Here is a 24,024-nt window from a genome sequence, read left to right on the forward strand (position 1 = left end):
GCCTATCGCCAGGCGGTATCGCCGGGAAGGCCGAGGCGCAAGGCGGCCTGCCACGCGGGCGAGGTGGGGTCCTTGCGGCGGTCGGCGAGCTTGCCCATCGCTTTCACCATGATCCGGTCGCGCGTGCGAAGGTCGTGCTCGGGTCCGAGCTCGAGCCGCTGGCGCACCACGGGCGGCAGCAGCGACACCGCGGCGCGCGCGAGCGCCTTGTGCAGGAAGCGCGGCACCGACGGCGCGGCGCGGCCCGAGCGGATGATATCGAGGAACTCGCCGTTGATCGGGTGCGGCTCGAAGCGCGGCAGCAGCTCTTCCATCATCGCCAGGAATTCGGCCTCGGACTTGGGCGTGTGCGTCACGCCGTAGAGCGCCGCGACGGGCTCGCCGTCGGCCCAGTAACGCGCCTGCTCGGCCGCCGACAGCGGGCGCACGAAGCGGTGATAGGCGGTGAGGAAACCATATTGCGCCGTGGCATAGACCCAGTTGAGCAGTTCGGGGTCGAGCGCCGTATAGGCCTCGCCCTTCGGCGTTTCGCCCGACACCTTGGCGTGCATGCGATTGACCCCGCCGATCACCCGCCGCGCCGCGCTGGCTGGACCGTAAACCCCCACCATCGCCGCCATCCCCGTGCGCTGCGAGCGGCCGATCGGGTCGGTCTTGTAGATCGAATGGTCCCACACCCCCGAGCGGATGCGCGCGTCGGCGAATTCGAGCAGCACCGCCGCGACCCCGCCGACCGCCATCGCGATCGGGTTCTTGAAGATGCGCCACTGCAGCGAATCGGGCGCGAGCAGTGACGGTTCGCCCGTCGGCTTGCTGAAATCGATCGCCATGCCCGGCGGCGTATTCGTCATGCGGTTCATGCGGATTATCTTCCGTCGCAATTGACCATGTTCGCAAAGCTGTTATCAGATGTGATAACGATAGGCAACGGACGAGACGATGGACCTGAACTGGAGCGCCGAGGAAGAGGCTTTCGCCGCGGAGATGCGCGACTTGCTGGCGCGCGAACTGACGCCGAAACTCCGCGCCGGGGCTGAGCTCGCAACCAGCGTCTATCCCGACCATCAGGTGTCGATGGACTGGCAGGTACGGCTGCACGCCGCGGGGCTGGCGGCGCCGCACTGGCTGCCCGAGCATGGCGGGCGCGCCTGGACCCCGGCGCAATTTTATCTCCACGCCCGCGAACGCGCGCGCGCCGGGGCGCCGGCACTGTCGCCGATGGGCATCCATATGGTCGCGCATGTCATCGCTGCCTTCGGCACCGATGCACAGAAGGACTGGTTCCTGCCGCGCATCCTGACCGGCGAGGTCTTTTTCTGCCAAGGCTATTCGGAGCCGGGGGCGGGCTCGGACCTCGCCGCGCTCCAGATGAGCGCGGTCCCCGACGGCGACGACTTCGTCCTCAACGGGTCGAAGATCTGGACGACGCACGCGGGCGAGGCGAACTGGATCTTCTGCCTCGTGCGCACGTCAAAGCACGAGCGGCCGCAGCAGGGGATCACCTTCCTGCTCGTGCCGATGGACCAGCCGGGGGTGACGGTGCGCCCGCTGACGATGATCTCGGGCGAGACGATCCAGGCCGAGGTGTTCTTCGACGACGCGCGCGCGGCGCGGAGCAATGTGATCGGCGAGGTCGATCGCGGCTGGACCGTCGCCAAATATCTGCTCGAATTCGAACGCGGCGGATCGGCGCACGCCCCCGCGCTGGCGATGCGTGTCGATGCGCTGGCCAAAGAGGCGCAGGCGACGATGGAGGGCGACCCGGTCTTTGCGCACAAGCTCGCCAGGGCGCGCATCCGCGTCGATGTCCTGGAGATGATCGAGCTCAAATTGCTGTCCGCGGCGGGGCAGGGCGAGAGCGTCGGCGTGATGGCGTCGATGCTCAAGATAATGTCGACCGAGCTTGCGCAGCATATCACCGAGCTCGCCTATGAGGCCGCGGGCCCCGCGGGGCTGGCGTTCCAGCCGCACGCCGCGATGCCGGGGGCCGAGGTGCCGGTGCATGTGGTGCCCGGCGACGGGCATGTGACCGGCGCAGCATGGCAGGCGATCGCGCCGCTGCGCTATTTCAACGAGCGCGCGGGGTCGATCTACGCTGGCTCGAACGAGATCCAGCGGAATATTTTGGCGAAGGCCGTGCTGGGGCTGTGACCTGACGATCCTCCCCACGCGCAGCGATGGGGAGGTGGCAGCCCGCAGGGCTGACGGAGGGGTTCGACGCCGTCAGGCGTCGGTGCAAGGCCAGACCCCTCCACCACCGCTTCGCGGCGGTCCCCCTCCCCAACGCTTCGCGATGGGGAGGATCTGATTAGATCGCCATCCCCGCCGCATAACGCGCGACATGCATCTCGCTCGTCCCCAACCGTTGCTCGATCGCAGTCGCGCGTTTGAAATAATGGCCGACGCGAAGTTCCTCGGTCATGCCCATCGCGCCGTGCAGCTGCACCGCCTCCTGCCCGATCTTGCGCAGCGCGTCGCCGATCGTCGCCTTGGCGGCGGCGGTCGCCTGCGCGTCGCCGGGCTTGAGCGCGGCGAGCAAGGCGGCGGCCGAAATCGCCTCGCGCAGCATCAGCATGTCGACCATCCGGTGCTGGAGCGCCTGGAAGCTCGACAGCGTCGCGCCGAATTGCCGGCGCTGCTTGGCGTAGAGCAAGGTATCGTCGAGCAGCACGCGCGCGAGCCCCGCCGCCTCGGCCGCGAGCGCGGCGATGGCGGCATCGACCGCCGCCTGCAGCGCGGCCTCGCCGTTCTGCCCGCGCCCGATTTCGGCGGCGCTGTCGACCCACAGCCCATCGAGATCGATGTCGGCCGCGGGCATGTCGTCGATCGTCCAATAGGCATGGAGCCGCCCCTCGAGCGACGCCGCGGGGACGAGGAAGAGACGCAGATCGTCCTCGCCGTCGCGCGCGGGGATGACGACATGGTCGGCCTCGGCGGCGAAGGCCACTGCGATCTTGCGCCCCGCCAGAGTCCAGCCGTCGTCGGCGCGCGCTGCGCGCGCCGCGATCGCGCCGATCGCGCCGCGCGTCGCGGGCTCCTCGATCGCCGTGACGATCAGCGCCTCGCCGCGCGCGATCGCGGCGGCGCGCGCGCTCTCGCCGAGCGCCAGCAGCAATTCGGCGGTCAGGACATGGCAGTCGATATAGGGGGTGACCGCCAGCGCGGCGCCAAGCTCCTCGGCAACGATCATCGCCGCGACGCGCCCGCCGCCAAAGCCGCCGATGCTCGTCGGCAGCGCCGCTGCGCCGATCCCGATGCCGCCGTCGGCTGCGCGCCACAGCGCAAGCTGCGCCGCCGCATCGCGCATCGCACGGCGCTTTTCGAACGGCAGCTGCTGCGCCAGGAAGCGCGCGAGCGCGTCGCGCAGCATCCGCTGGTCGTCGTCAAATTCGAGGTTCATGCCCGGCTTATGCGGCGCGGCGGCCTAATTATCAAGTCTGATAATTCTTCACCAGCCCCGCGAGCAGGGTCTCGACGGTATGCGCGCGGTAGCGCGTATGGAGGTCGTCGTCGGCGTGCGGCTTGCCCTTGAACACGACCTGCAGGGTCAGGCGGTTCGAGTAGAGGCCGTCGGCCGCGCCGATGGTGTTGAAGTAGAAAAGCTTGGGATCGACAGGATTGAACTCGCCTGCGGCGATGCCCTCCTCGATCATCCGCGCCTGCGCCCCCGCGATCTTCGACAGCAATTCGTCGCCGATGTGGCGCACGCGCTCGGGCTCGGCGTCGCGGACCATATATTGGATCAGCCGGTTGAGATACGGGATGCGGTAATAGGTATCGACGATGCCCTCGAGGTGGATGCGCATCCGCTCGGTCGGGGTGACGGGCAGGCGGAACAGCGCGTCGAGCTGGTGGATCGCGCGGATCACGTCGCGGTCGAGCAGCGCGGCGAGCATGCCTTCCTTGTCGCCGAAATAATAGCGGATCATGCCGTGGTTCACCCCGGCGCGCGCGGCGATCTCGACGATGCCGATGTCGATCTTGTCCTGCTCGCGCATCAGCGCGCTCGCCGCGTCGAGCAGGGCGTCGCGGATCGATCCGCGCGTCCGGCTTTCCGCCTTTTCACTTCGGGTGGCCATTGTCGCTCCTCGCGCCCGACAGACCATCATTGCCCGCAAAATGCAAATGCTGTCGCCTTATCTATCATGATTGATAGCGGACGCGGCTTATAATTTCGTTTCTGGAAGCCCTCATCGCCGCGCGGCAGTCAGCATCTCAGGCGACGCTCGCCAGCGATCCGGTCGAGAAGCGCTGGCGATAGTCGTTGGGCGACAGGCCGGTGATGCGGTGGAAGAGTTTGCGGAAGGCCGCGGCGTCCTCGTAACCGACGCTCCATGCGATCTGGTCGACGGTACGGCGCGTGAACTCCAGCAGTTCGCGCGCCTTGCCGACGCGCAGATGCTGCGAATATTCGATCGGAGTCAGGCCCGTCGCGGCCTTGAAGCGGCGCTGAAAGGTGCGCTCCTCGAGCCCCGCCTCGGCGGCGAGTTCGGCGACCCCCGACATCCGGCCCTCCTTCGCCTGCAACCAGTGCTGGGCCTTCAGGATGGCTTCGTCGCCGTGGGTGAGGCGCGGGGCGAAGCTCGCGTAATTTTTCTGCTCGCGGCCGCCGGGGTCGATCAGGAAGAAGCGCGCGGTTTCCATCATCACCGTCGGGCCGAGCAGCCGCTCCACGATGCGCAGGCCCAAATCGGTCCACGCCATCAGCCCGCCCGCGGTGATGATGTCGCCGTCGTCGATGACCATGCGGTCCGATTCCATGCGCACCTCGGGGAAGCGCGCGCGGAATTCGTCGGCGAAGAACCAGTGCGTCGTCGCGGGGCGCCCCGCGAGCAGCCCGGTCGCCGCGAGCGCAAAGGCGCCGCCGCAGGTCGAGGCGAGCGTCGTGCCCTGCGCGTGGCGGTCGAGCAGCCAGCGCGCATAGGGAACGACCTCGTCGGCCTCGAGCAATTTGTGCAGGCTCCCCGGGGCGATGAGGTAGGTCGGCGCGGTGGTGTAGGGTTCGCCGGAGTGGCTGTCGTAACAGCGCGCAAAGCCGCCCGCCTCCTGCAGCCGCCAGTGGCTGACGCGGATCGGCGCGCGCTCATGCTCGGCGGCGAAGCGGCCGGCGACGTGGAACAGGTCGGTGATGCCGCTGACCATGCCCATCTGGCAGTCGGGGTAGAGCATCAGCCCGATCTCGGGGAGCGTCGCTGCGGTCGTGTCTGGAACCTTGATTCGGGGCATCGTCGCTCCTTTGTCGCAATCGGCCCGCATAATGTCGTTTCCGCCAATCCCGCGCAAGCCCCTTGCGGCGTAGATGAGGTGGCACAGGGACGGACCACTTTCGCCCCACCGAAAGAAAGGAACCACGACATGACCACGATCACCACAAAGGACGGCACGCACATCTTCTACAAGGACTGGGGTCCGCGTGATGGGCAGCCGATCATCTTCTCGCACGGCTGGCCGCTCAGCGCCGACGCCTGGGATGCGCAGATGGTGTTTTTCGCCAACCAGGGCTTTCGCACCATCGCTCACGACCGCCGCAGCCATGGCCGCTCGGACCAGGTCTGGGAGAACAACAATATGGACCAGTACGCCGACGACCTCGGCGAGCTGATCGAACAGCTTGACCTGCATGACGTCATCCTCGTCGGCCACTCGACCGGCGGCGGCGAAGTCACCCGTTATATCGGCCGCCACGGCACCGACCGGGTCGCCAAGGTCGCGCTGATCGGCGCGGTCCCCCCGCTGATGCTCAAGACCGAAGCCAATCCGGGCGGCCTGCCGCTCGAAGTGTTCGACGGCATCCGCAAGGGCACCTTCGACAACCGCCCGCAGTTCTTCAAGGATCTGACGCTCCCCTTCTACGGCTATAACCGCGAAGGCGCCGTGATCAGCGAAGCGGTGCGCGACGATTTCGTGCGGCAGGGCCTGAACGGCGGCCTCAAGGGCCTGCTCGACAGCATCCGCGCCTTTTCGGAGAGCGACTTCCACGAGGATCTGAAGCGCTTCGACAAGCCGACGCTCGTCCTGCACGGCGACGACGACCAGATCGTGCCGATCGGCGCCGCAGCGCTCTCGACCGTCAAGATCGTCAAGCAGGCGGTGCTCAAGGTCTATGAAGGCGCCGACCATGGCCTGACGGTCACCCATCAGGACCGGTTCAACGCCGACCTGTTGGACTTCATCAACAGCTGATATGCAGCGGGCGCGGGCTCGAACCCCGCGCCCCTTCTGCTCGAAGGAGACGTGCCATGATCCTCGGTCTCACCATCCCGCAGTTCACCCTACTCCACGTCGCGATCAGCTTCGTCGGCATCCTGACCGGCCTGATCGCGCTCCCCGCCTTCGCGCGCGGACGCATCCTGCCCCGGCTGACCGGCGTCTTCCTGTGGACGACTTTGCTCACCAGCCTGACGGGCTTCCTCTTCCCGATCGTCGCCTTCACCCCCGCGCTCGGGGTCGGCATCCTCTCGACGCTGATCCTCGTCCTCACCTTCTGGGCCTGGTATGTGCGCAAGCTCGCGGGTTCGGCGCGGACGATCTACGCGGTGACCGCGACGATCGCGCTGTGGCTCAACCTGTTCGTGCTGGTCGTGCAGAGCTTCCTCAAAGTGCCCGCGCTCAACATGCTGGCGCCCAACGGCAACGAACCGCCGTTTCTGGTGGCGCAGGCGGTGCTGCTGGCGGGGGTGGTCTGGCTTGGCTACCGCGCAGTGAAGGCGAAGGCGCTCGCTTGATGATGATCCTCCCTGTGGCGAAGCCATGGGGAGGTGGCAGCCCGCAGGGCTGACGGAGGGGCTTCGACGTCGCGGCCCCTCCACCACGCCCTCCGGGCGCGGTCCCCCTCCCCACCGCTTCGCGGCAGGGAGGATTTCTATTGGCGCACCTCGCCCGCCACCCGCGTCATCGCCAGCGCCGCCAGCGCCCACGCGGCGGCGGCGAAGGCCATCGTCCAGATCGGCTCGCCGGGAAACAGCGCCTTCATGACCTGCCCCATGAGCGTCGCCACCAGCAGCTGCGGCACCACGATGAAGATGTTGAACAGCCCCATATAGATGCCGAGCTTGGCCTGCGGCAGGTTCGAGGCGAGGATCGCATAGGGCATGGCGAGGATCGACGCCCAGGCGATGCCGATCGCGATTTCGGAGAGCAGCAGCGCCTGCGGATCGCGCAGCACGAGGAAGCTCGCGAACCCCGCGGCGCCGGTCAAGAGGCAGATCAGATGCGTGCGCGCCTGCCCCACGCGCTTCGACAGCAAGGGCAAAAGCGTAAGCGCGGCGATCGCCGCAACGCCGTTCTGCACCGCGAACAATATGCCGACCCAATTGCCGCCCTCCTGATAGGTCGCCGACGCGGTGTCGGTGCTGCCGAACATATATTGCGCGACCACCGGCGTCGTGTTGATCCACATGATGAACAGCGCCGACCAGCTAAAGAATTGCACCAGTGCAAGCTTCTTCATCACGGGGGGCATGCCCGCGAAGTCGCCGACGATATGCGCGAGCATATTGTTTTCGCGCCCCGCGCGGGCGAGCGCGATGGCGACCGCGCTGGCAAGGCCATAGCCCGCGACCAGCGCGGCGAGCAGGTACATCTCCTTTTCGAGGCCGAACTCGGCGACGAGGGCGGCGATGGCCAGGCCCGCACCGGCCCAGATCGCGCTGCCGCGATAGCCGCGCGCCGCGAGCAGGCGGAGCGTGTCGGGGCTGTCGGCGACGGTGTCGCTCGTCGCGAAGGCCGCCATTTCTTCGGGCGAATATTCGCGCGTCGTCAGCACGGTCCACAGCACCGAGAGGAAAAAGACGAGCCCGCCGGCCCAGAAGCTGTAGCGCACCGTGTCGGGGATCTGCCCCGGCGGCGCGGTGTTGGCGACGCCCAGATGGTCGAGGAGCCAGGGGAAGGACGAACCCGCCACCGCGCCGACCCCGATGAAGAAGGTTTGCACGGCATAGCCCGCGGCGTGCTGGTCGCGGCGCAGCATGTCGCCGACGAAGGCACGAAACGGCTCCATCGAGATATTGATCGACGCGTCGAGCACCCACAGCATCAGCACCGAGAACCACAGCACCGAGGATTCGGGCATGATCAGCAGCGCGAGCGCCGCAAGGATCGCGCCGGCGAGGAAATAGGGCCGCCGCCGCCCCAACCTGCCGAGCCAGGTGCGGTCGGACATATGGCCGATGACCGGCTGGACGAGCAGCCCGGTGAGCGGCGCCGCGGCCCACAGGATCGGCAATTGTTCGAGCTCGGCTCCCAATGTTTGGAAGATGCGGCTCATATTCGCGTTCTGCAGCGCGAAGCCGATCTGGATGCCGAGGAAGCCGAAGCCGATGTTCCACAGGCCGGCGAAATTCTGGCGCGGCTTTTCCATATGCTCTCCCCGGCGCGCCGGCTGGTGCGGCGTTTGCTGCGCAAGGATTGCCGGGTTGGGCGGGGGAGGGCAAGCGTGGCTGGGTGGGTATACGAATGCGTTGGGGGTGGGTCGCTCGAAGCCCCTCTCCTTCAGGGGAGGGGTGGGGGCCATCGGCCTTGCTCAAGGTTTCGGGCCCCCACCCGCTGCGACTAGGCAGCAAGCTGCCAAGTCTCGCTGCCTTCCCCTGAAGGAGAGGGCGATATTGTTCTAAACCGCCGTGCTCTGCCTTTTGATCAACCGCGTCGGCAGCACGCTCCGCTCGACCGCCACATCATCGATCCGCGCGAGCAGCGCGTCGACGAGCAGTTCGCCCGCGCCCTTCAGATCCTGCATCACCGTGGTCAGCGTCGGCGAGGTTTGGCTGGCGGCGGGGATGTCGTCGAAGCCGATGATCGCGACGTCGTGCGGCAGCTTCAGCCCCGCCTCGGTCAGCGCGCGCATCGCGCCGATCGCGATCAGGTCGCTCGCGGCGAAGATCGCGTCGAAACTCTTGCCCCCCGCGAGCAGCGCCTGCGCCGCGGCATAGCCCGATTCCTCCGACGACACAGCATCCTGCTGGAGCGCGGGGTTGGGGGTCAGCCCCGCCGCCGCCATCGCGCGGCAGAGGCCGGTGTAGCGGTCCTGGAACTCGGGCGCATGGTCCGACGCGTCGCCGAGGAAGGCGATCGCCCGGCGCCCGATCGCGACCAGATGCTCGCCCGCCTGCACCCCCGCGCCAATATTGTCCGAACCGACGGTGAGCCCGATGCTGTCGTCCGACACCGAACCCCAGCGCACGAATTTGGTGTCCATTTCGACCAGATGCTCGAGCTTCGACCGGTAGGTCTGATAGTCGCCGTAGCCCAAGAGGATGATCCCGTCCGAGCGGTGGCTGTCCTGATAGGCGACGTGCCAGTCGTTGTGCATCTGCTGGAAGCTGATCAGCAGGTCGTAGCCGCGCAGCGCGCATTGCCGCGTGATCGACCCCAGCATCGAGAGGAAGAAGGGGTTGATCATCGACTGGTCGGGGGTCGGATCCTCGAAGAAGAGCAGGGCGAGCGTGTGGGTGCGCTGCGAGCGCAGGCTCGAGGCATTTTTGTCTACGGTGTAGTTGAGCTCGCGCGCGATACGCTCGATGTTCGCGCGCGTCGCGGCGCTCACCGACTTGCTGCCGCGCAGCGCGCGGCTGACGGTCGGTTGCGACACGCCCGCCAGATAGGCGATGTCGAAGCTGGTCGGCTTGGCGGAGGGCGGGCGCCCCATGCTCCTCTCCTGTCGTGCGGGCGCCTGTTTCCGGCGCCCTGCAGCGCATAAGCCTAGCGATTGGTCCGGTCGATGCAACGCAGGAACGGCAGGCGGCGGCGCACACGGTCGATTGTCTAAAAGCGTGGCTTTTCGGCGACACTCTGCGCCGCCGCATAATATGCGTATACGTATACCCTATGGTGGCGCCGGGCGATTGGTTCCAAGTGCGGGGGCAGACGATGGGATCAACCCACGCGGAAGGTGAGGATGCCGTGCGGCCGACTGGCGCCGCCCCCTTTGCCGACGCGTGGCCAGACCACCCCGTCGCACCAGGGGTAAGAACATGAGCAAGCCGACCAATCGCCATCCGCAACTGCGCCGCGGCGCCAGCGTCCTCGCGCTGGGCCTCGCGATGAGTGTCTTCGCGCCGCACGCCTTCGCGCAGGACAGCGCGCCCGTCGCCGACGATGCCGGCGAGGACGAGATCGTCGTCACCGGTTATGGCGCCAGCCTGCAGAGCGCGGTCAACGCCAAGAAGACCCGCGACCAGATCGTCGAATCGGTGTCGGCCGAGGATATCGGCAAGCTACCCGATGCGTCGATCGCCGAAGCGATCGCGCGCCTGCCGGGCCTCACCTCGCAGCGCGTGTCGGGGCGTTCGAACGCGATCTCGATCCGCGGTTTCGCGCCCGACTTCTCGACCACCCTGCTCAACGGCCGCGAGCAGACCTCGACCGGCGACAATCGCGCGGTCGAATATGACCAATATCCCAGCGAGGTCGTGAACCAGGTCCTCGTCTACAAGACGCCGATGGCGTCGATCGTCGGGCAGGGCCTGTCGGGCACCGTGGACCTGCGCACCATCCGTCCGCTCGATTACGGCAAGCGCGTGTTCTCGATCGGTGGGCGCGGCACCTGGGCCGATCTCGGCAAGCTCAACGTCGGGTCGAAGAAATATGGCTACCGCGTCAACGGCGTGTTCGTCGACCAGTTCGCGAACGACACGCTCGGCATCGCGCTGTCGGCGAGCTATGTCGACGAGCCCTATCAGATCCAGGAATTCAACGCCTGGGGCTATGCCGGGGGCGGCACCGCCGCGAGCCCGGTGGTGATCGGCGGGTCGAAAAGCTATGCGACCTCGACCCAGCTGACGCGCCTCGGGCTGCAGGGCACGGTGCAGTGGCGCCCGCATCCCAATTTCACCTCGACCTTCGATGCGTTCTATTCGGATTTCAGCGACGACCAGATCAAGCGCGGCATCGAACTGCCGCTCGGCTTCGAGGGCAGCGTCGGGGTCAATGTCACCGACGTCGACAGCAGCGGCGAGTTCGTCTTTGCGCGCGCGGGCACTTTCACCAATGTCGAGGGCGTGGTGCGCAACGACGTGTTCGAGCGTAACGCCAAGCTCTATTCCTTCGGCTGGAACAACAAATGGGAAGGCGACGACGGTTGGAACGTCACCGCCGACATCAGCCTGTCAAAGACCGACCGCAACGAACTGATCCTCGAAAGCAACGCTGGCACCGGGCGCGGCGCGGGCGTCGGCGCGCGCGATACGATCGGCTTCACCAGCGACATCAACGGCACGGTGTTCAGCCCGACGCTCAACTATGGCGACTATAATCTGATCAAGCTGACCAGCCCGCTCGGCTGGGGCGGCAACCAGACCGGGGTCAACGGCGACCGCATTCAGGGCGGGCAGGACGGCTATTACAACAACCGTATCATCGAGGACGAGCTGTGGCAGTACCGGGTCGAGGTCGAGCGCGAACTCGACGGCTTCCTGAAATCGGTGCAGTTCGGGGTCAATTATACCGACCGCAAGAAGAGCCTGACCCCCGACGAGGCCTTCGTCGGGCTGGTCGCGAACACCGACGGGCTGACCAGCGTCACCATCCCCGAGGAGTTCCGCCGCGGCACGACCAATCTCTCGTACCTCGGGCTCGGCCCGGTGGTCAGCTACGACCCGCGCGACCTGCTCGCGGCGGGCATCTACCGGCTGGTGCCCAACCCCTATGGCGACGTCGTGGTCAAGGCCTATGACGTCTCCGAGAAACTGATGACCACCTATCTCCAGGCCAATATCGACCAGGAAATGGGCTCGTCGGCGCTGACCGGCAATATCGGCGTCCAGGCGATCTTCACCGACCAGAATTCGAACGGCGCTTCGGGCTCGTTCATCGGGACCAACCCCAATGGCTCGCCGAACATCCAGGGCATTCCGCAGCGCCGGAGCACCGATTATCTCGACGTCCTGCCCAGCCTGAACCTGTCGCTGCGCACCGACAGCGATTTCGTGATCCGCCTCGGCCTCGCGCGCGAGATCATCCGGCCGCGGCTCGACGACATGCGCGCGTCGCTGAGCTATGGCACGACGATCGGCGATCCGGGCGGGATCGTCTGCCCGGCCGGTCGGACCTGCGCCGTCGTGCGCGGCGATGCGGGTAATCCCGACCTCCGCCCGTGGCGCGCCAACGCCGCCGATTTGACCTTCGAGAAATATTTCGGCGGCTCGGGCTATGTCGCGGTGCAGCTGTTCTACAAGCAGCTGAAAAGCTATATCTACAACCAAGCGATCCCGTTCGACTTCACCGGCTATCCTATTCAGGCGCCGGGTAACGATTCGGGGGATACGGATGGCGACGGCTTCCCCAACCGCGATCCGCTGCCGATCATCGTCAACTACATGGGCACGATCAACGCGCCGATCAACGGCGAGGGCGGCAAGCTCTACGGCGCCGAATTCGCCGCGACCTTGCCGTTCAGCACCTTCACCTCGGCGCTCGATGGCTTCGGGCTGACGGGCAGCGCGTCCTATACCAAGACCAATATCCAGCCGACCCCGGGCGCGCCGTCGGAGGACATCCCCGGCTATTCGAAATGGGTCGCCAACGGCACCGCCTATTTCGAGAAATGGGGCTTCAACGCCCGCGCCAGCGCGCGCTACCGGTCGAGCTTCATCGGCGAGCTGTCGGGCTTCGGCGGCAACCGCGTGCGGCGCCGCGCGCGGGCCGAGACGATCATCGACGCGCAGATCGGCTATGATTTCCAGCCGGGCAGCGCGCTCGAAGGCCTGTCGGTGTTCGTCCAGGGCCAGAACCTGACCGACGAGCCCTTCGTCACCGACGATCCGCGCGATAGCCGGGCGGTGATCGACTATCAGACCTATGGCCGCCGCTTCCTCGCGGGCGCCTCGTTCAAATTCTGATACCCTCCCCCTTGCGGGGGCGGCGGGATGCCGCCGCCCCCGCAATTTTGTTTGCACCCGAGGCCTGAGGTCGATCAAATGACCCCCATGCGGCTCATCATCATCGGCGGGGGCACGGCGGGCTGGATGGCCGCGGCGTGCCTGCGCCGCTTCCTGCCGCAGGGCTGGTCGGTGACTTTGGTCGAGAGCGAGGCGATCGGCACCGTCGGCGTCGGCGAGGCGACGATCCCGCAGATACGCCTGTTCAACGAAGCGCTCGGCATCGACGAGGACGCGTTCCTGCGCGCCACTCAGGGCACGATCAAGCAGGGCATCGAATTCGACGGCTGGACGCGGCCGGGGCATCGCTACATGCACGCCTTCGGAGCGATCGGGCGCGGGCTGGGGCTGCTGCCCTTTCACCAATATTGGCTGCGCGGGCGGAGCTTGGGGATCGCGGACAGCCTCGACGCCTATTCGCTCAACGAGCAAGCCGCCCACGCGGGGCGCTTCCGGCGCGGCGCGGGGGGCTCGGCGCATGCGCCCGCGATGCCCTACGCATTTCATTTCGATGCCGGGCTGTACGCGGCCTTCCTGCGGAAACGCGCTGAGGGCTGGGGCGTGACGCGCGTCGAGGGCAAGGTCGTTTCGGCCGAGCGCGCCGACAATGGCGATGTCGCGGCGGTCCTGCTCGAAGGCGAGCGCCGCGTCGCGGGCGAGCTGTTCGTCGACTGCTCGGGTTTCCGCGGGCTGCTGATCGAGGGCGCGCTAGCCACGGGCTATGAGGACTGGTCGCACTGGCTGCCCAACGACCGCGCCGTCGCGGTGCCCTGCGGCCATGGCGACACGCCGCAGCAGCCCTATACCCGCGCGGTCGCGCGCGAGGCGGGGTGGCAGTGGCGCATCCCGCTGCAGCACCGCATCGGCAACGGCTATGTCTATTGCTCGCGCTTCCTGGACGACGATGCGGCGGAGGCGGCGCTGCTCGCCAGCCTCGACGGGCCCGCGCAGGCCCCCCCCAACCGGCTGCGCTTCACCAGCGGCAAACGGCGCAAGATGTGGAACCGCAACGTCGTGGCGCTCGGCCTCGCGGCGGGCTTCATGGAACCGCTCGAATCGACGAGCATCCACCTCGTCCAGTCGGGCATCTCGCGGCTCCTGAACCTGCTCCCCGCGGGCGCACCCGACCCCGCGATCGTCGCCGAGTTCAACCAGCAGAGCGATTTCGAATGGGAGCGCATCCGCGACTTCATCGTCCTCCACTACAAGGCCACCGAACGCGCCGACACGCCCTATTGGCGCGAGCGCGCGGCGATGGACATCCCCGATACGCTCGCCGCGAAGCTCGACCAGTTCCGCGCGCAGGGCCTGATCGTGCGCGAGCATGAGGAATTGTTCACCGAGCCCGGCTGGCTGCAGGTGCTCGTCGGGCAGGGGGTGATGCCGACCGCCTGGCACCCGCTCGCCGACACGCTGAGCGAAGCCGACCTCAAGACCTTCCTCGATACGAACCGGCTGGTGATCGAACGCGAGGTCGCGGCGATGCAGCCCTACGACGCCTTTCTGAACAGCATGTCCCCGACCGGAGTTGCCGCATGATCCGCCGCCTTGCCCTGCTTGCCTTGCTGCTGGCACCGCTGCCTGCCGCGGCCGAGGATTCCGATATCGCCGCGGTGCGTGCACGCGCGCCGACCGACGAGCTCGTCTATTTTGTGCTGCCCGACCGTTTCGAAAATGGCGATGCCAAGAACGACAAGGGCGGACTGAAGGGCGACCGGCTCGCGACGGGCTATGACCCGTCCGCCAAGGGCTTCTACCATGGCGGCGACCTCGCGGGGCTGACCAAGCGGCTCGACTATATCGCGGGGCTGGGCGCGAGTGCGATCTGGTTCGCGCCGGTGTTCAAGAACAAGCCGGTGCAGGGGCCGAAGGGCGACGAGAGCGCGGGCTATCACGGCTATTGGGTGACCGACTTCACCCAGGTCGACCCGCATTTCGGCACCAACGCCGAGTTCAAGGCCTTCGTCGATGCGGCGCACAAGCGCGGGATGAAGGTCTATATGGACATCATCACCAACCATACCGCGGACGTGATCCGCTATGCCGAGGGCGAGGCCGAGGGCTATAAATATCGCAGCCTCGCCGACTATCCTTATTCGCGGCGCGGCGGGGTTTCGGGCGCGCCGATCAACCCGGGCTTCGCTGGCGAGCATGATGCCAGCGCGGAGAATTGGGCGAAGCTCACCGATCCAGACTTCGCCTACACCCCGGTGGTGCCCAAGGGCGAAGAGAAGGTGAAGGTGCCCGCGTGGCTCAACGACCCGATCCATTATCACAACCGCGGCAACAGCGACTGGGTCGGCGAATCCTCGCTCTACGGCGATTTCGCGGGGCTCGACGATCTCGCGACCGAGAGCCCGAAAGTGGTTCAGGGCTTCGTCGACATCTACGGCCGCTGGATCGACGAATTCGGCATCGACGGCTTCCGCATCGACACCGCCAAACATGTGAATCCCGAATTCTGGCAGGCCTTCGTCCCCGCGATGCAGGCGCGCGCCAAAGCGAAGGGCATCCCCAATTTCCACATCTTCGGCGAGGTCTATATCGACGCGGTCGACCCGGGCGGGCTCGCCTGGCACACGCATGCGGCGGGGCTGCCCGCGGTGCTCGACTTCGCCTTCGCGCGCGCGACGATCGACGCGGTGAGCGGCACCAAGGGCACCGCCGACTTCGCGCGATTGTTCGACGGCGACCTGCTTTACAAGGGCGGCGCAAACGCCGCGCTCGAACTGCCGACCTTCCTCGGCAACCACGACATGGGGCGCTTCGCGATGTTCGTGAAACAGGCGAACCCGGGCGCGAGCGAGGCCGAATTGCTCGCACGCGTGAAGCTGGGGCACAGCATGTTGCTGGCTTTGCGCGGCGTGCCGGTGATCTATTATGGCGACGAACAGGGCTTCGTCTCCGATGGCAACGACCAGCTCGCGCGCGAGGACATGTTCGCCTCGCAGGTTGCGGTGTACAACGACAACGACCTGATCGGCAGCGACGCGACGACCGCGGCCGCCAATTTCGACACCGGCCATCCGCTCTATCGCCATATCGCCGAGCTCGCGGCGGTGCGCCGCGCGAGCCCGGCGCTGTCGCGCGGCGCCACGAAGCTGCGCGCCTTTTCGGAGAAGCCGGGGCTGTTCGCACTGTCGCGCTTCGACCCCGACAGCGGGCGCGAGACGGTGGTCGCGTTCAACACCTCCGCAGAACCCGTTACCGCCAATATTGCCATCGATATGAAAAGCGCGGGCTTTACCGCGCTCCATGGCGAGTGTCCGGCGGCGCCTGCGGCGCCGGGCAGCTTGCCCCTTTCCCTCCCCGCCTTCGGCACGATCATCTGCCAGGCCAGCGAATAAGCGACGCCAAGTGACGACGAACCAGTCCCTCCCCAAACCCGATTTCGCCCCCGCGCCCGGCGCCGCCCTGCCGTGGTGGAAGGGCGCCGCCATCTATCAGATCTATCCGCGCAGCTTCGCCGATTCGAACGGCGACGGCATCGGCGACCTCGCCGGCATCACCGCGCGGCTCGACTATGTCGCCAGCCTCGGCGTCGATGCGATCTGGCTGTCGCCCTTCTATCCCTCACCGATGGAGGATTTCGGTTACGACGTCGCCGATTATTGCGACGTCGACCCGATCTTCGGTACGCTCGCCGATTTCGACGCGCTGGTGGCGAAGGCGCACGGCCTGGGGCTGAAGGTCACCACCGACCTCGTCTTCGCGCACACCTCCGACCGGCATGCCTGGTTCGCGGAGAGCCGCGCGAGCCGGACCAATGCCAAGGCCGACTGGTATGTCTGGGCCGATGCCAGGGACGATGGCTCGCCGCCGACCAACTGGCAGTCGGTGTTCGGCGGCCCGGCGTGGACATGGGACGCGCGGCGCGGCCAATATTATATGCACAATTTCCTGAGCAGCCAGCCGCAGCTCAACGTCCACAACCGCGACGTGCAGGACGCCTTGCTCGATGCGGTGCGCTTCTGGCTCGACCGCGGGGTCGACGGCTTTCGCATCGATGCGATCAATTTCGCGATGCACGACCCGCTGCTACGCGACAATCCGCCCGCGCCGCCGTCGAACAAGCCGCGCACGCGGCCCTTCGATTTCCAGCAGAAGATCTACAATCAGTCGCACCCCGACATCGCTTTGTTCCTCGAGCGCATCCGGGCGCTGACCGACCAATATGAGGGCGCCTTCACCGTCGCCGAGGTCGGCGGCGAAGAAGCCGAGCGCGAGATGAAATTGTTCACCGCGGGCGAGCGGCGCCTCAACAGCGCCTATGGCTTCAACTTCCTCTACGCCGACGCGCTGACCCCGCGGCTGGTGCGCGAGGCCGCCGAGCAGTGGCCCGACGCGCCGGGCATCGGCTGGCCGAGCTGGGCGTTCGAAAATCACGACGCGCCGCGCGCGCTGTCGCGCTGGGCGGTCGAGGGGGTCGATGCGTCCGCCTATGCCGCGATGAAGATGGCGCTGCTGTGCGCGCTGCGCGGCAATATCATCCTCTATAATGGCGAGGAATTGGGGCTGGGGCAGGTCGATATTCCGCTCGAACTGGTCAAGGATCCCGAGGCGCTGAAGAACTGGCCGCTGACGCTGTCGCGCGACGGCGCGCGCACGCCCTTGCCGTGGGTCGCGGGGGCGCGCCACGCGGGGTTCAGCGACGGCGATCCGTGGCTGCCGCTCGGCGAGGCGCATGATGCGCTTGCGGTCGACCGGCAGGAGGCCGATGCCGGCTCGATGCTGGCGCTGACGCGGCGCCTGCTCGCGCTGCGGGCGGCGAGCCCGGCGCTGCGGCTCGGCGCCAATGCGCGCTGGGTGGTGCAGGGTGACCTGCTCGGCTTCGACCGGATCGGTGAGGGGCAGCATCTGCGCTGCCTGTTCAACCTCGGCGCGGGGACGATCGATGTGGCGACAGAGAGCGGGCGCATACTGCTCGCGCTGAACGGCGCCGAGCCCGACAAGTTGCCGCCTGCGGGCGTCCTGTGGCTCGAAATGGAAGAGACGAAGTGATGCGTATCCCGATGCTGTTTGCCGCCGCCGCCGCGGCGGTCCCCACCTTCGCGCAGCAAGCGCCCGCGCCGGTCACCGCGGCCTCGCCCGACGGCGCGCTGGTGCTGACCGTCGCAACCGACAACGACCAGCGCCCGACCTGGTCGCTCTCGCGCAAGGGCCAGCTGTTGATCGCGCCGTCGAAGCTCGGCTTCATCCTCACCGACCGCATCGGCCTCCAGCGCGGCTTCGCGATCGAGCGCGTCGAGCGCGCGAGCGGCGATGCGACCTGGGAGCTGCCGTGGGGCGAGCGGCGCTTCGTGCGCGACCGTCACGAAGAATTGCTGGTGCGCTTCCGCCAGAACGAAAGCTGGGGCGGGCATTTGATGAACGTCCGCTTCCGCCTGTTCGACGACGGCATCGGCTTTCGCTACGAACTGCCCGAGCAGCCGGGGCTGACCACCGCGAAGATCGCCGACGAGATCACCGAATTCGACATCGCGCCCGCGGGCACCGCCTGGTGGATTCCCGGCGGCGAGTGGAATCGCTACGAGCAGGTCTATCAGGAAACCCCGATCGAGGGCGTCGCGACCGCGCACACGCCCATGACGATCCGGCTCGAAGACGGCACGCATATGGCGTTCCACGAGGCGGCGCTGGTCGATTATGCCGGCATGTGGCTGAAGCGCGCCGAAGGGCGCAAGTTCCGCGCGACGCTCTCGCCCTCGTCGCGCGGCCCGCGCGTCGTGCGCGACCTGCCCTTCGCGACGCCGTGGCGGACCATCCGCATTACCGATAATGCCGCCGGGCTGGTCGAGAGCGACCTCGAGCTCAACCTCAACGAGCCGAACAAGCTCGGCGACACCAGTTGGTTCAAGCCGATGAAATATGTCGGCATCTGGTGGGGGATGATCCGCGGCGACTGGAGCTGGGCCGAGGGCCCCAAGCATGGCGCGACCACCGAGCGCACCAAGGCGACGATCGACTTCGCGGCGAAGCACAAGTTCGGCGGCGTGCTCGTCGAGGGCTGGAACAAGGGCTGGAACGGCAACTGGTTCGGCCATGGCGACGAGTATAGCTTCACCCAGGCGACCCCCGATTTCGACCTCAAGGGCGTGACCGACTATGCCCGCAAGAAGGGCGTGCAGCTGATCGGGCATCACGAGACCGGGGGCAATATCGCGGTCTACGAGGCGCAGCTCGACGAGGCGATGAAGCTCTATGGCGCGCTCGGGGTCGGGACGGTCAAGACGGGCTATGTCGCCGATGCCGGCGGGATCATCGCGCCGGGCGATGCGCCGGGCGAGACGCGTATGGAATGGCACGACGGCCAGCGCCAGGTGCAGCACCATCTGAAGGTCGTCGAGACCGCCGCGAAATACAAGGTCGCGGTCAATCCGCATGAGCCGGTGAAGGATACGGGGCTGCGCCGCACCTACCCGAACTGGGTCGCGCGCGAGGGCGCGCGGGGGATGGAATATAATGCGTGGGGCCGGTTCGCGAACGGGCCCGAGCATGAGCCGACCCTCGTCTATACGCGCATGCTGTCGGGGCCGATGGACTTCACCCCCGGCGTGCTCAGCCTCGAGGGGGCGAACCACGACCCGCTGGCGTCGACCTTGGCGAAGCAGCTCGGCCTGTACCTTGCCATCTATTCGCCGATCCAGATGGCGGCCGACTTCCCCGAGACGCTGGCCAAATTCCCGCGCGAGCTCGATTTCATCAGCAAGGTTCCCGCCGACTGGGCCGAGAGCAAACTGATCGCGGGCGCGGTCGGCGACTATGCGATCTTCGCGCGCAAGGACCGCGCGAGCGCCGACTGGTATGTCGGCGGGGTCAACGACGCGACCGCGCGCACGCTCGACCTCGCCTTCGATTTCCTCGAGCCGGGCAAGACCTACACCGCGACGATCTACAAGGACGGCGAGGGCGCCACTTATCTGACCGACGCACGCCACCGCATCGCCTATGAGACGATCAAGGTGAAGAAGGGCGACACCTACAAGCTCTGGCTCGCGCCCGGCGGCGGCGCGGCGATCCGGCTCGTGCCCGGAAAGTGACCGACAACCCGCCCTTCCGCATCGTCATACTCGGCGGCGGGACGGCGGGGTGGATGACCGCGTGCCTGTTCGCCAAGCAATGGGCGGGGCGCGCGGCTATCACCGTGATCGAATCGCCCGAGATCGGGATCATCGGCGTCGGCGAGGGTTCGACGCCGCAATTGAAGGCTTTCTTCGACGCGCTGGGCATCGCCGAGCGCGACTGGATGCCAGCGTGCGATGCGACCTACAAGATCGGCATCGGATTCGAAGGTTGGGGCGGCGCCGTCGCGCCGGGCTATTTCCATCCTTTCCCCGCACCGCTCGACGTCCACACGCAGTCGGCCTTCATCCGCAATGCGGCGCTGCGCCGCGGCGGGGTCGACGTGCCCGCGCATCCCGACGCCTTCTACCTCGCGCCGCGGCTCGCGGCGGCGGGACAGGGGCCGCATCCCGCCGAGAGCTTCCCCTTCGAGCTGAGCTACGGCTATCATTTCGACGCCTATAAGGTTGGCGCCTTCCTCTGCGACCATGCGGTTGGGCTGGGCGTGACGCATCTGACCCGCAAGGTCGAGGATGTGCGCGTCGGTTCCGAAGGCGCGGTCGAGGCGCTGTTGCTCGAAGACGGCGAGGCGGTCGAGGGCGATTTCTTCGTCGACTGCTCGGGCTTTCGCGCGCTGATCGCCGAGCAGGCGCTGGGCACGAAATTCCTGCCCTTTGCAGACAATCTCTTCAACGACCGCGCGGTGGTGATGCCCACCCCGCACGCCGAGGGCGCCCCGCTGCCGATCGCCACCGGCAGCCGCGCGATGGCGGCGGGCTGGCGCTGGACGATCCCGCTGACCACGCGGATCGGCAACGGCTATGTCTATTCCAGCCGCTACATCGATCCCGAGGCGGCAGCGATCGAACTCCGAACCGCGCTCGGCGTCGGCGACGAGGTCGCGGCACGGCACCTCTCGATGAAGGTCGGGCGCCTCGCCGAGAGCTGGACGGGCAATTGTCTCGCGATGGGGCTGGCGCAGGGCTTCATCGAACCGCTCGAAGCGACCGCGCTGCACATCGTCATCGCGACCGCGCAGGAGTTCATCGCGGCGTTCGAAAGCGGTGGCTTCTCTCCAAAGCACCGCGCCGTCTTCAACGCGCGTATCGCCGCGCGCTACGAGGGCATCCGCGACTATATCGTCGCGCACTACCGCATGAACCGCCGCGCCGACGCGGGCGATTATTGGCGCGACGCCGCGGCGATGGAGACCCTGTCCGACGACCTCAAGGCGATGATCACCGCCTGGTTCACCCGCAGCGACATCGACGCGGTGATCGCCGAACGCGGTATCGGCGCCTATTATGGCAGCATCAGCTGGCACTGCCTGTTCGCGGGCTATGGAGTGTTTCCCGACGCGGCGCGGATGCGCGCGGCGGCGCCGGGCGACGGCGCGGCGGACATGGCGGCGATCGATGATTTCCTGCGGCGCGCGGCGCTGAACTTCGGCGCGCACCGGCCGCCGACTTGAGGAATCGGGCGGCCCGTAGCTGAGGGAAGCCAAGCTCAGCTACGGGCCGCCACAGTATCTCTACTGCTTTGGTAGAGTGACAGCGGGTATCGATTCTGGCTAGATGCGAGTCGTTCGAAACGGCGCGGCAAATACTCGCTTCGTCGCCAGATTTATCGAGTCAGTTCAGCCCCATGACCAAGACCGGTCTCATCATCCGCCATGTACCGCACGAGGGACTCGCGGGTTTCCGCGAGCCGATCGAGGCCGCGGGCTACAGGCTCGACCGCATCGACGTCGGCGACCCGGGCTTCGGCGCACTCGACCTCGGCGCGCCCGACCTGCTGATCATGATGGGCGGCCCGATGGGGGTCTATGAGCAGGCCGAGCATCCGTGGATCGCGTGCCAGCTGCGGCGCCTCGCGCGCCGGCTCGAGGCGGGGCGGCCGACGCTCGGCGTGTGCTTCGGCGCGCAGATGATCGCCGCTGCGCTCGGCGCGTCCGTATATCCGGGCCCCGCGAAGGAGGTCGGCTTCGACGCGCTGACTATCCTCGATCCCGCCTCGCCGCTCGGCCATCTCGCCGGGGTGCCGGTGCTCCACTGGCACGGCGACACCTTCGACCTGCCCGCCGACGTCGAACTGCTCGCGTCGAGCGCAGCCTATCCGCACCAGGCCTTTCGCCGCGGACCCAACATCCTCGCGCTGCAATTCCACGCCGAAATGGGCCTCGACCCGCGCTTCGAACATTGGGTCGACCAATGGCCCGAGGCGCTGGCCGAGGTCGGCAGCTCGCCCGATACGATGCGCGCCGACCACGCGCGGCTGGGCCCGGGCGCGGTTGCGGCGGGGCGGCGGATGATCGGGCAGTGGCTGGGGGAATTGGCAGGGTAGGGGCAGAGCAGCCCATCCTCTATTCCGTTCGTGTCGAGCGAAGTCGAGACACCCCGAAGGTACGCGCTCCCAAAGCGTGTCTCGACTACGCTCGACACGAACGGGATTTGTGGAACGGCCCGTCGGCTACCGGCCTCAACCAGCCCCCATCCACCATCGTTTACGCCACCTTTACCAGTGTTGTTGCATGACATTTACCAATGTTTGCGACTGGGGATAAATGATGGACAGCATGCGCGGACTGCTTTCGGGCAGCCACGGCCAGGACGATGGTGCGATCGATTCGCCGCCCTCCGTCGGGGTCGACGAACGGCGGATGCAGGTGCGCGCCTATAATTATTGGGCGTCGCTGCTGTCCGACCGCGCCTATCCCTCGGTCGACGATCTCGACCTCGACCATCTCGACGATTTCGGCCCTTATGCGGTGCTGCTCGATTTCACGTCGGGAATCGAAAATCCCGGCCTGTCCTTCCTCGGCGACAAGCTGCGCGCCGAATCGCAGATCGACGAGGACGTCCAATATATCCGCGAGGTTCCCGGCCGCTCCTTGCTGTCGCGGCTGACCGACCATTATCTCCAGATCATCGCCAACCGCGCGCCGATCGGCTTCGAGGCCGAATTCGTCAACGATCGCGGCACGACGATCATGTACCGCGGCATCCTGCTGCCCTTCTCGTCCGACGACGATACGATCGACTTCATCATGGGGGTGATCAACTGGAAGGAAGCCGCGCCTGCCGCGCAGGTAGAGGAATTGCAGCTGTCGGTCGAACAGGCGCTGCGCAGCGCCGCGCCGCTGACCGCCCCCGTGCCGGTATGGGCCGACGGTCCCGACAGCGAACATATCGACGACGACCCCGCGCCGGGCTTCGGCGCCTTCGCCGATGTCGACGCCGCGCTGGCGCTGCCGGTCGAGGACGGGCTCGACGTCGGCGCCGAACTGGGCGCGGGCGCCGCGCTCGCCGACTGGCTGGCGCTCGCGCGCGACACCGCCGAGCGCGCGCTCGCCGCCGACAGCCGCAGCCGCAGCGCGCTGTACCAGGCGGTCGGCCAGGCATGGGATTTCGCCATCGCCGCCGGGGAAGCGCCAGACGAATTCGCCGAACTGCTCGCCGACGCGGGGCTGAAGGCGCAGGAGCGCGCCCCGATGACGCCGCTGGTCAAGCTGGTGTTCGGCGCCAATTACGACAAGACGCGCGTCGCCGAATATGCGTGCGTGCTGGGCCATGCGCGCGAGGAAGGCGTCGGCCGCGGCGAACTGGCGCGCTATCTGGATAGCTATCCGGGTGGGCTCAAGGGGCTGGTCAAGGACGAGCGCGCGAAGCGGAGGCCCGCGGGCGTTGCGAAAGCGAAGCGCGATCCGGTGCTCGACACGCTCCGCGCCGCGCAGCCGGCGGTGATCCTCGAGCATGATGCCGGCGAGGCCGAATTCGTCGTGCTGATCGCAAAGGCGATGCCCGGCGGGCACATCGGCATCGTCGCCAGGGCCGACGACGACGACGCACTGCTCGCGAAGCTCGCGCGCAAGGCGGTGGTGATTACGGGTTGAGCTCCTTCCAAGATCCTCCTCACGCGAAGCGATGGGGAGGTGGCAGCGCGAAGCGCTGACGGAGGGGTAACAACGCTGACGCGAAACCCCTCCACCACCGCCTGCGGCGGCGGTCCCCCTCCCCAGCGCTTCGCGATGGGGAGGATCTTTGCGCAACAGACAAACCAAAAATTGAAATAATTTAACGCGGCCCTTTGC

General features: G+C 67.1%; 17 protein-coding genes. 11 read left to right on the forward strand and 6 right to left on the reverse strand.

Annotated features, from left to right (window positions below; translation table 11 throughout):
• Nucleotides 1–2: 2 nt before the first annotated feature.
• Entirely contained in the window at nt 3–860 is an 858-nt protein-coding gene (locus BWQ93_RS17815; RefSeq protein ID WP_232314654.1) for an oxygenase MpaB family protein, read from the reverse strand.
• Nucleotides 861–939: 79 nt separating this feature from the next.
• Here BWQ93_RS17815 and BWQ93_RS17820 point away from each other — a divergent pair, with 79 nt between their 5' ends.
• A complete protein-coding gene (locus tag BWQ93_RS17820) occupies nt 940–2,151 on the forward strand; it encodes an acyl-CoA dehydrogenase family protein (protein ID WP_077031660.1) in 1,212 nt (403 codons plus the stop codon).
• Nucleotides 2,152–2,308: 157 nt separating this feature from the next.
• Here BWQ93_RS17820 and BWQ93_RS17825 read toward each other — a convergent pair whose 3' ends face one another.
• From BWQ93_RS17825 to BWQ93_RS17835, 3 genes are all read right to left on the reverse strand, one after another.
• On the reverse strand, nt 2,309–3,400 hold the full coding sequence (locus tag BWQ93_RS17825; protein WP_077031661.1) for an acyl-CoA dehydrogenase family protein: 1,092 nt from the start codon (nt 3,398–3,400) through the stop codon (nt 2,309–2,311).
• A gap of 31 nt (nt 3,401–3,431) precedes the next feature.
• The gene (locus BWQ93_RS17830; protein WP_077031662.1) at nt 3,432–4,079 is read right to left on the reverse strand and encodes a TetR family transcriptional regulator; all 648 of its coding nucleotides are present in this window, start codon (nt 4,077–4,079) and stop codon (nt 3,432–3,434) included.
• Nucleotides 4,080–4,215: 136 nt separating this feature from the next.
• Nucleotides 4,216–5,226, reverse strand: a complete 1,011-nt coding sequence (locus tag BWQ93_RS17835; protein ID WP_077032519.1) for a GlxA family transcriptional regulator — start codon at nt 5,224–5,226, stop codon at nt 4,216–4,218.
• A 129-nt stretch (nt 5,227–5,355) separates the two neighbouring features.
• On the opposite strand from BWQ93_RS17835, the gene BWQ93_RS17840 reads away from it, so the two are divergent.
• Nucleotides 5,356–6,183, forward strand: coding sequence for an alpha/beta fold hydrolase (locus BWQ93_RS17840; protein WP_077031663.1), 828 nt, complete (start codon nt 5,356–5,358; stop codon nt 6,181–6,183).
• Nucleotides 6,184–6,239: 56 nt separating this feature from the next.
• On the forward strand, nt 6,240–6,725 hold the full coding sequence (locus BWQ93_RS17845; RefSeq protein ID WP_077031664.1) for a hypothetical protein: 486 nt from the start codon (nt 6,240–6,242) through the stop codon (nt 6,723–6,725).
• 137 nt (nt 6,726–6,862) lie between these two features.
• Here the strand turns inward: BWQ93_RS17845 and BWQ93_RS17850 are convergent, their stop codons facing one another.
• Entirely contained in the window at nt 6,863–8,359 is a 1,497-nt protein-coding gene (locus BWQ93_RS17850; RefSeq protein ID WP_077031665.1) for an MFS transporter, read from the reverse strand.
• Between the two features lie 249 nt (nt 8,360–8,608).
• Nucleotides 8,609–9,643: a LacI family DNA-binding transcriptional regulator gene (locus BWQ93_RS17855; protein WP_077031666.1), complete on the reverse strand. Its 1,035-nt coding sequence runs from the start codon at nt 9,641–9,643 to the stop codon at nt 8,609–8,611.
• Nucleotides 9,644–9,968: 325 nt separating this feature from the next.
• Here BWQ93_RS17855 and BWQ93_RS17860 point away from each other — a divergent pair, with 325 nt between their 5' ends.
• The 8 genes from BWQ93_RS17860 to BWQ93_RS17895 all read left to right on the forward strand — a co-directional run bounded on the left by BWQ93_RS17860 (nt 9,969) and on the right by BWQ93_RS17895 (nt 23,826).
• Nucleotides 9,969–12,833, forward strand: coding sequence for a TonB-dependent receptor (locus tag BWQ93_RS17860; protein ID WP_077031667.1), 2,865 nt, complete (start codon nt 9,969–9,971; stop codon nt 12,831–12,833).
• A 78-nt stretch (nt 12,834–12,911) separates the two neighbouring features.
• Complete coding sequence (locus BWQ93_RS17865; RefSeq protein ID WP_077031668.1) at nt 12,912–14,411, forward strand: tryptophan halogenase family protein; 1,500 nt, start codon at nt 12,912–12,914, stop codon at nt 14,409–14,411.
• Nucleotides 14,408–16,219, forward strand: coding sequence for an alpha-amylase family glycosyl hydrolase (locus BWQ93_RS17870; protein WP_077031669.1), 1,812 nt, complete (start codon nt 14,408–14,410; stop codon nt 16,217–16,219). The genes BWQ93_RS17865 and BWQ93_RS17870 overlap by 4 nt, the downstream gene beginning before the upstream one ends.
• Nucleotides 16,220–16,229: 10 nt before the next feature.
• Entirely contained in the window at nt 16,230–17,873 is a 1,644-nt protein-coding gene (locus BWQ93_RS17875; protein ID WP_077031670.1) for an alpha-amylase family glycosyl hydrolase, read from the forward strand.
• Entirely contained in the window at nt 17,873–19,912 is a 2,040-nt protein-coding gene (locus BWQ93_RS17880; protein ID WP_077031671.1) for a glycoside hydrolase family 97 protein, read from the forward strand. The genes BWQ93_RS17875 and BWQ93_RS17880 overlap by 1 nt, the downstream gene beginning before the upstream one ends.
• Nucleotides 19,909–21,405, forward strand: coding sequence for a tryptophan halogenase family protein (locus BWQ93_RS17885; RefSeq protein WP_077031672.1), 1,497 nt, complete (start codon nt 19,909–19,911; stop codon nt 21,403–21,405). Before BWQ93_RS17880 ends, BWQ93_RS17885 begins: the two co-directional genes overlap by 4 nt.
• A 173-nt stretch (nt 21,406–21,578) precedes the next feature.
• Nucleotides 21,579–22,277, forward strand: coding sequence for a glutamine amidotransferase (locus tag BWQ93_RS17890; protein ID WP_077031673.1), 699 nt, complete (start codon nt 21,579–21,581; stop codon nt 22,275–22,277).
• 223 nt (nt 22,278–22,500) lie between these two features.
• Nucleotides 22,501–23,826 (forward strand): hypothetical protein, encoded by a 1,326-nt coding sequence (locus BWQ93_RS17895; protein ID WP_077031674.1) that lies wholly within the window; start codon nt 22,501–22,503, stop codon nt 23,824–23,826.
• Nucleotides 23,827–24,024: the final 198 nt, after the last annotated feature.

This window comes from Sphingopyxis sp. QXT-31, from assembly GCF_001984035.1.
In the GTDB taxonomy this organism is placed as follows: Bacteria; Pseudomonadota; Alphaproteobacteria; order Sphingomonadales; family Sphingomonadaceae; genus Sphingopyxis.

Excerpts from the sequence above, each read along its gene's own strand:
- BWQ93_RS17815 (WP_232314654.1), bottom strand. The coding sequence starts at position 860 with ATGAACCGCATGACGAATACGCCGCCGGGCATGGCGATCGATTTCAGC.
- BWQ93_RS17820 (WP_077031660.1), top strand. The coding sequence starts at position 940 with ATGGACCTGAACTGGAGCGCCGAGGAAGAGGCTTTCGCCGCGGAGATG.
- BWQ93_RS17825 (WP_077031661.1), bottom strand. The coding sequence starts at position 3,400 with ATGAACCTCGAATTTGACGACGACCAGCGGATGCTGCGCGACGCGCTC.
- BWQ93_RS17830 (WP_077031662.1), bottom strand. The coding sequence starts at position 4,079 with ATGGCCACCCGAAGTGAAAAGGCGGAAAGCCGGACGCGCGGATCGATC.
- BWQ93_RS17835 (WP_077032519.1), bottom strand. The coding sequence starts at position 5,226 with ATGCCCCGAATCAAGGTTCCAGACACGACCGCAGCGACGCTCCCCGAG.
- BWQ93_RS17840 (WP_077031663.1), top strand. The coding sequence starts at position 5,356 with ATGACCACGATCACCACAAAGGACGGCACGCACATCTTCTACAAGGAC.
- BWQ93_RS17845 (WP_077031664.1), top strand. The coding sequence starts at position 6,240 with ATGATCCTCGGTCTCACCATCCCGCAGTTCACCCTACTCCACGTCGCG.
- BWQ93_RS17850 (WP_077031665.1), bottom strand. The coding sequence starts at position 8,359 with ATGGAAAAGCCGCGCCAGAATTTCGCCGGCCTGTGGAACATCGGCTTC.
- BWQ93_RS17855 (WP_077031666.1), bottom strand. The coding sequence starts at position 9,643 with ATGGGGCGCCCGCCCTCCGCCAAGCCGACCAGCTTCGACATCGCCTAT.
- BWQ93_RS17860 (WP_077031667.1), top strand. The coding sequence starts at position 9,969 with ATGAGCAAGCCGACCAATCGCCATCCGCAACTGCGCCGCGGCGCCAGC.
- BWQ93_RS17865 (WP_077031668.1), top strand. The coding sequence starts at position 12,912 with ATGACCCCCATGCGGCTCATCATCATCGGCGGGGGCACGGCGGGCTGG.
- BWQ93_RS17870 (WP_077031669.1), top strand. The coding sequence starts at position 14,408 with ATGATCCGCCGCCTTGCCCTGCTTGCCTTGCTGCTGGCACCGCTGCCT.
- BWQ93_RS17880 (WP_077031671.1), top strand. The coding sequence starts at position 17,873 with ATGCGTATCCCGATGCTGTTTGCCGCCGCCGCCGCGGCGGTCCCCACC.
- BWQ93_RS17890 (WP_077031673.1), top strand. The coding sequence starts at position 21,579 with ATGACCAAGACCGGTCTCATCATCCGCCATGTACCGCACGAGGGACTC.
- BWQ93_RS17895 (WP_077031674.1), top strand. The coding sequence starts at position 22,501 with ATGGACAGCATGCGCGGACTGCTTTCGGGCAGCCACGGCCAGGACGAT.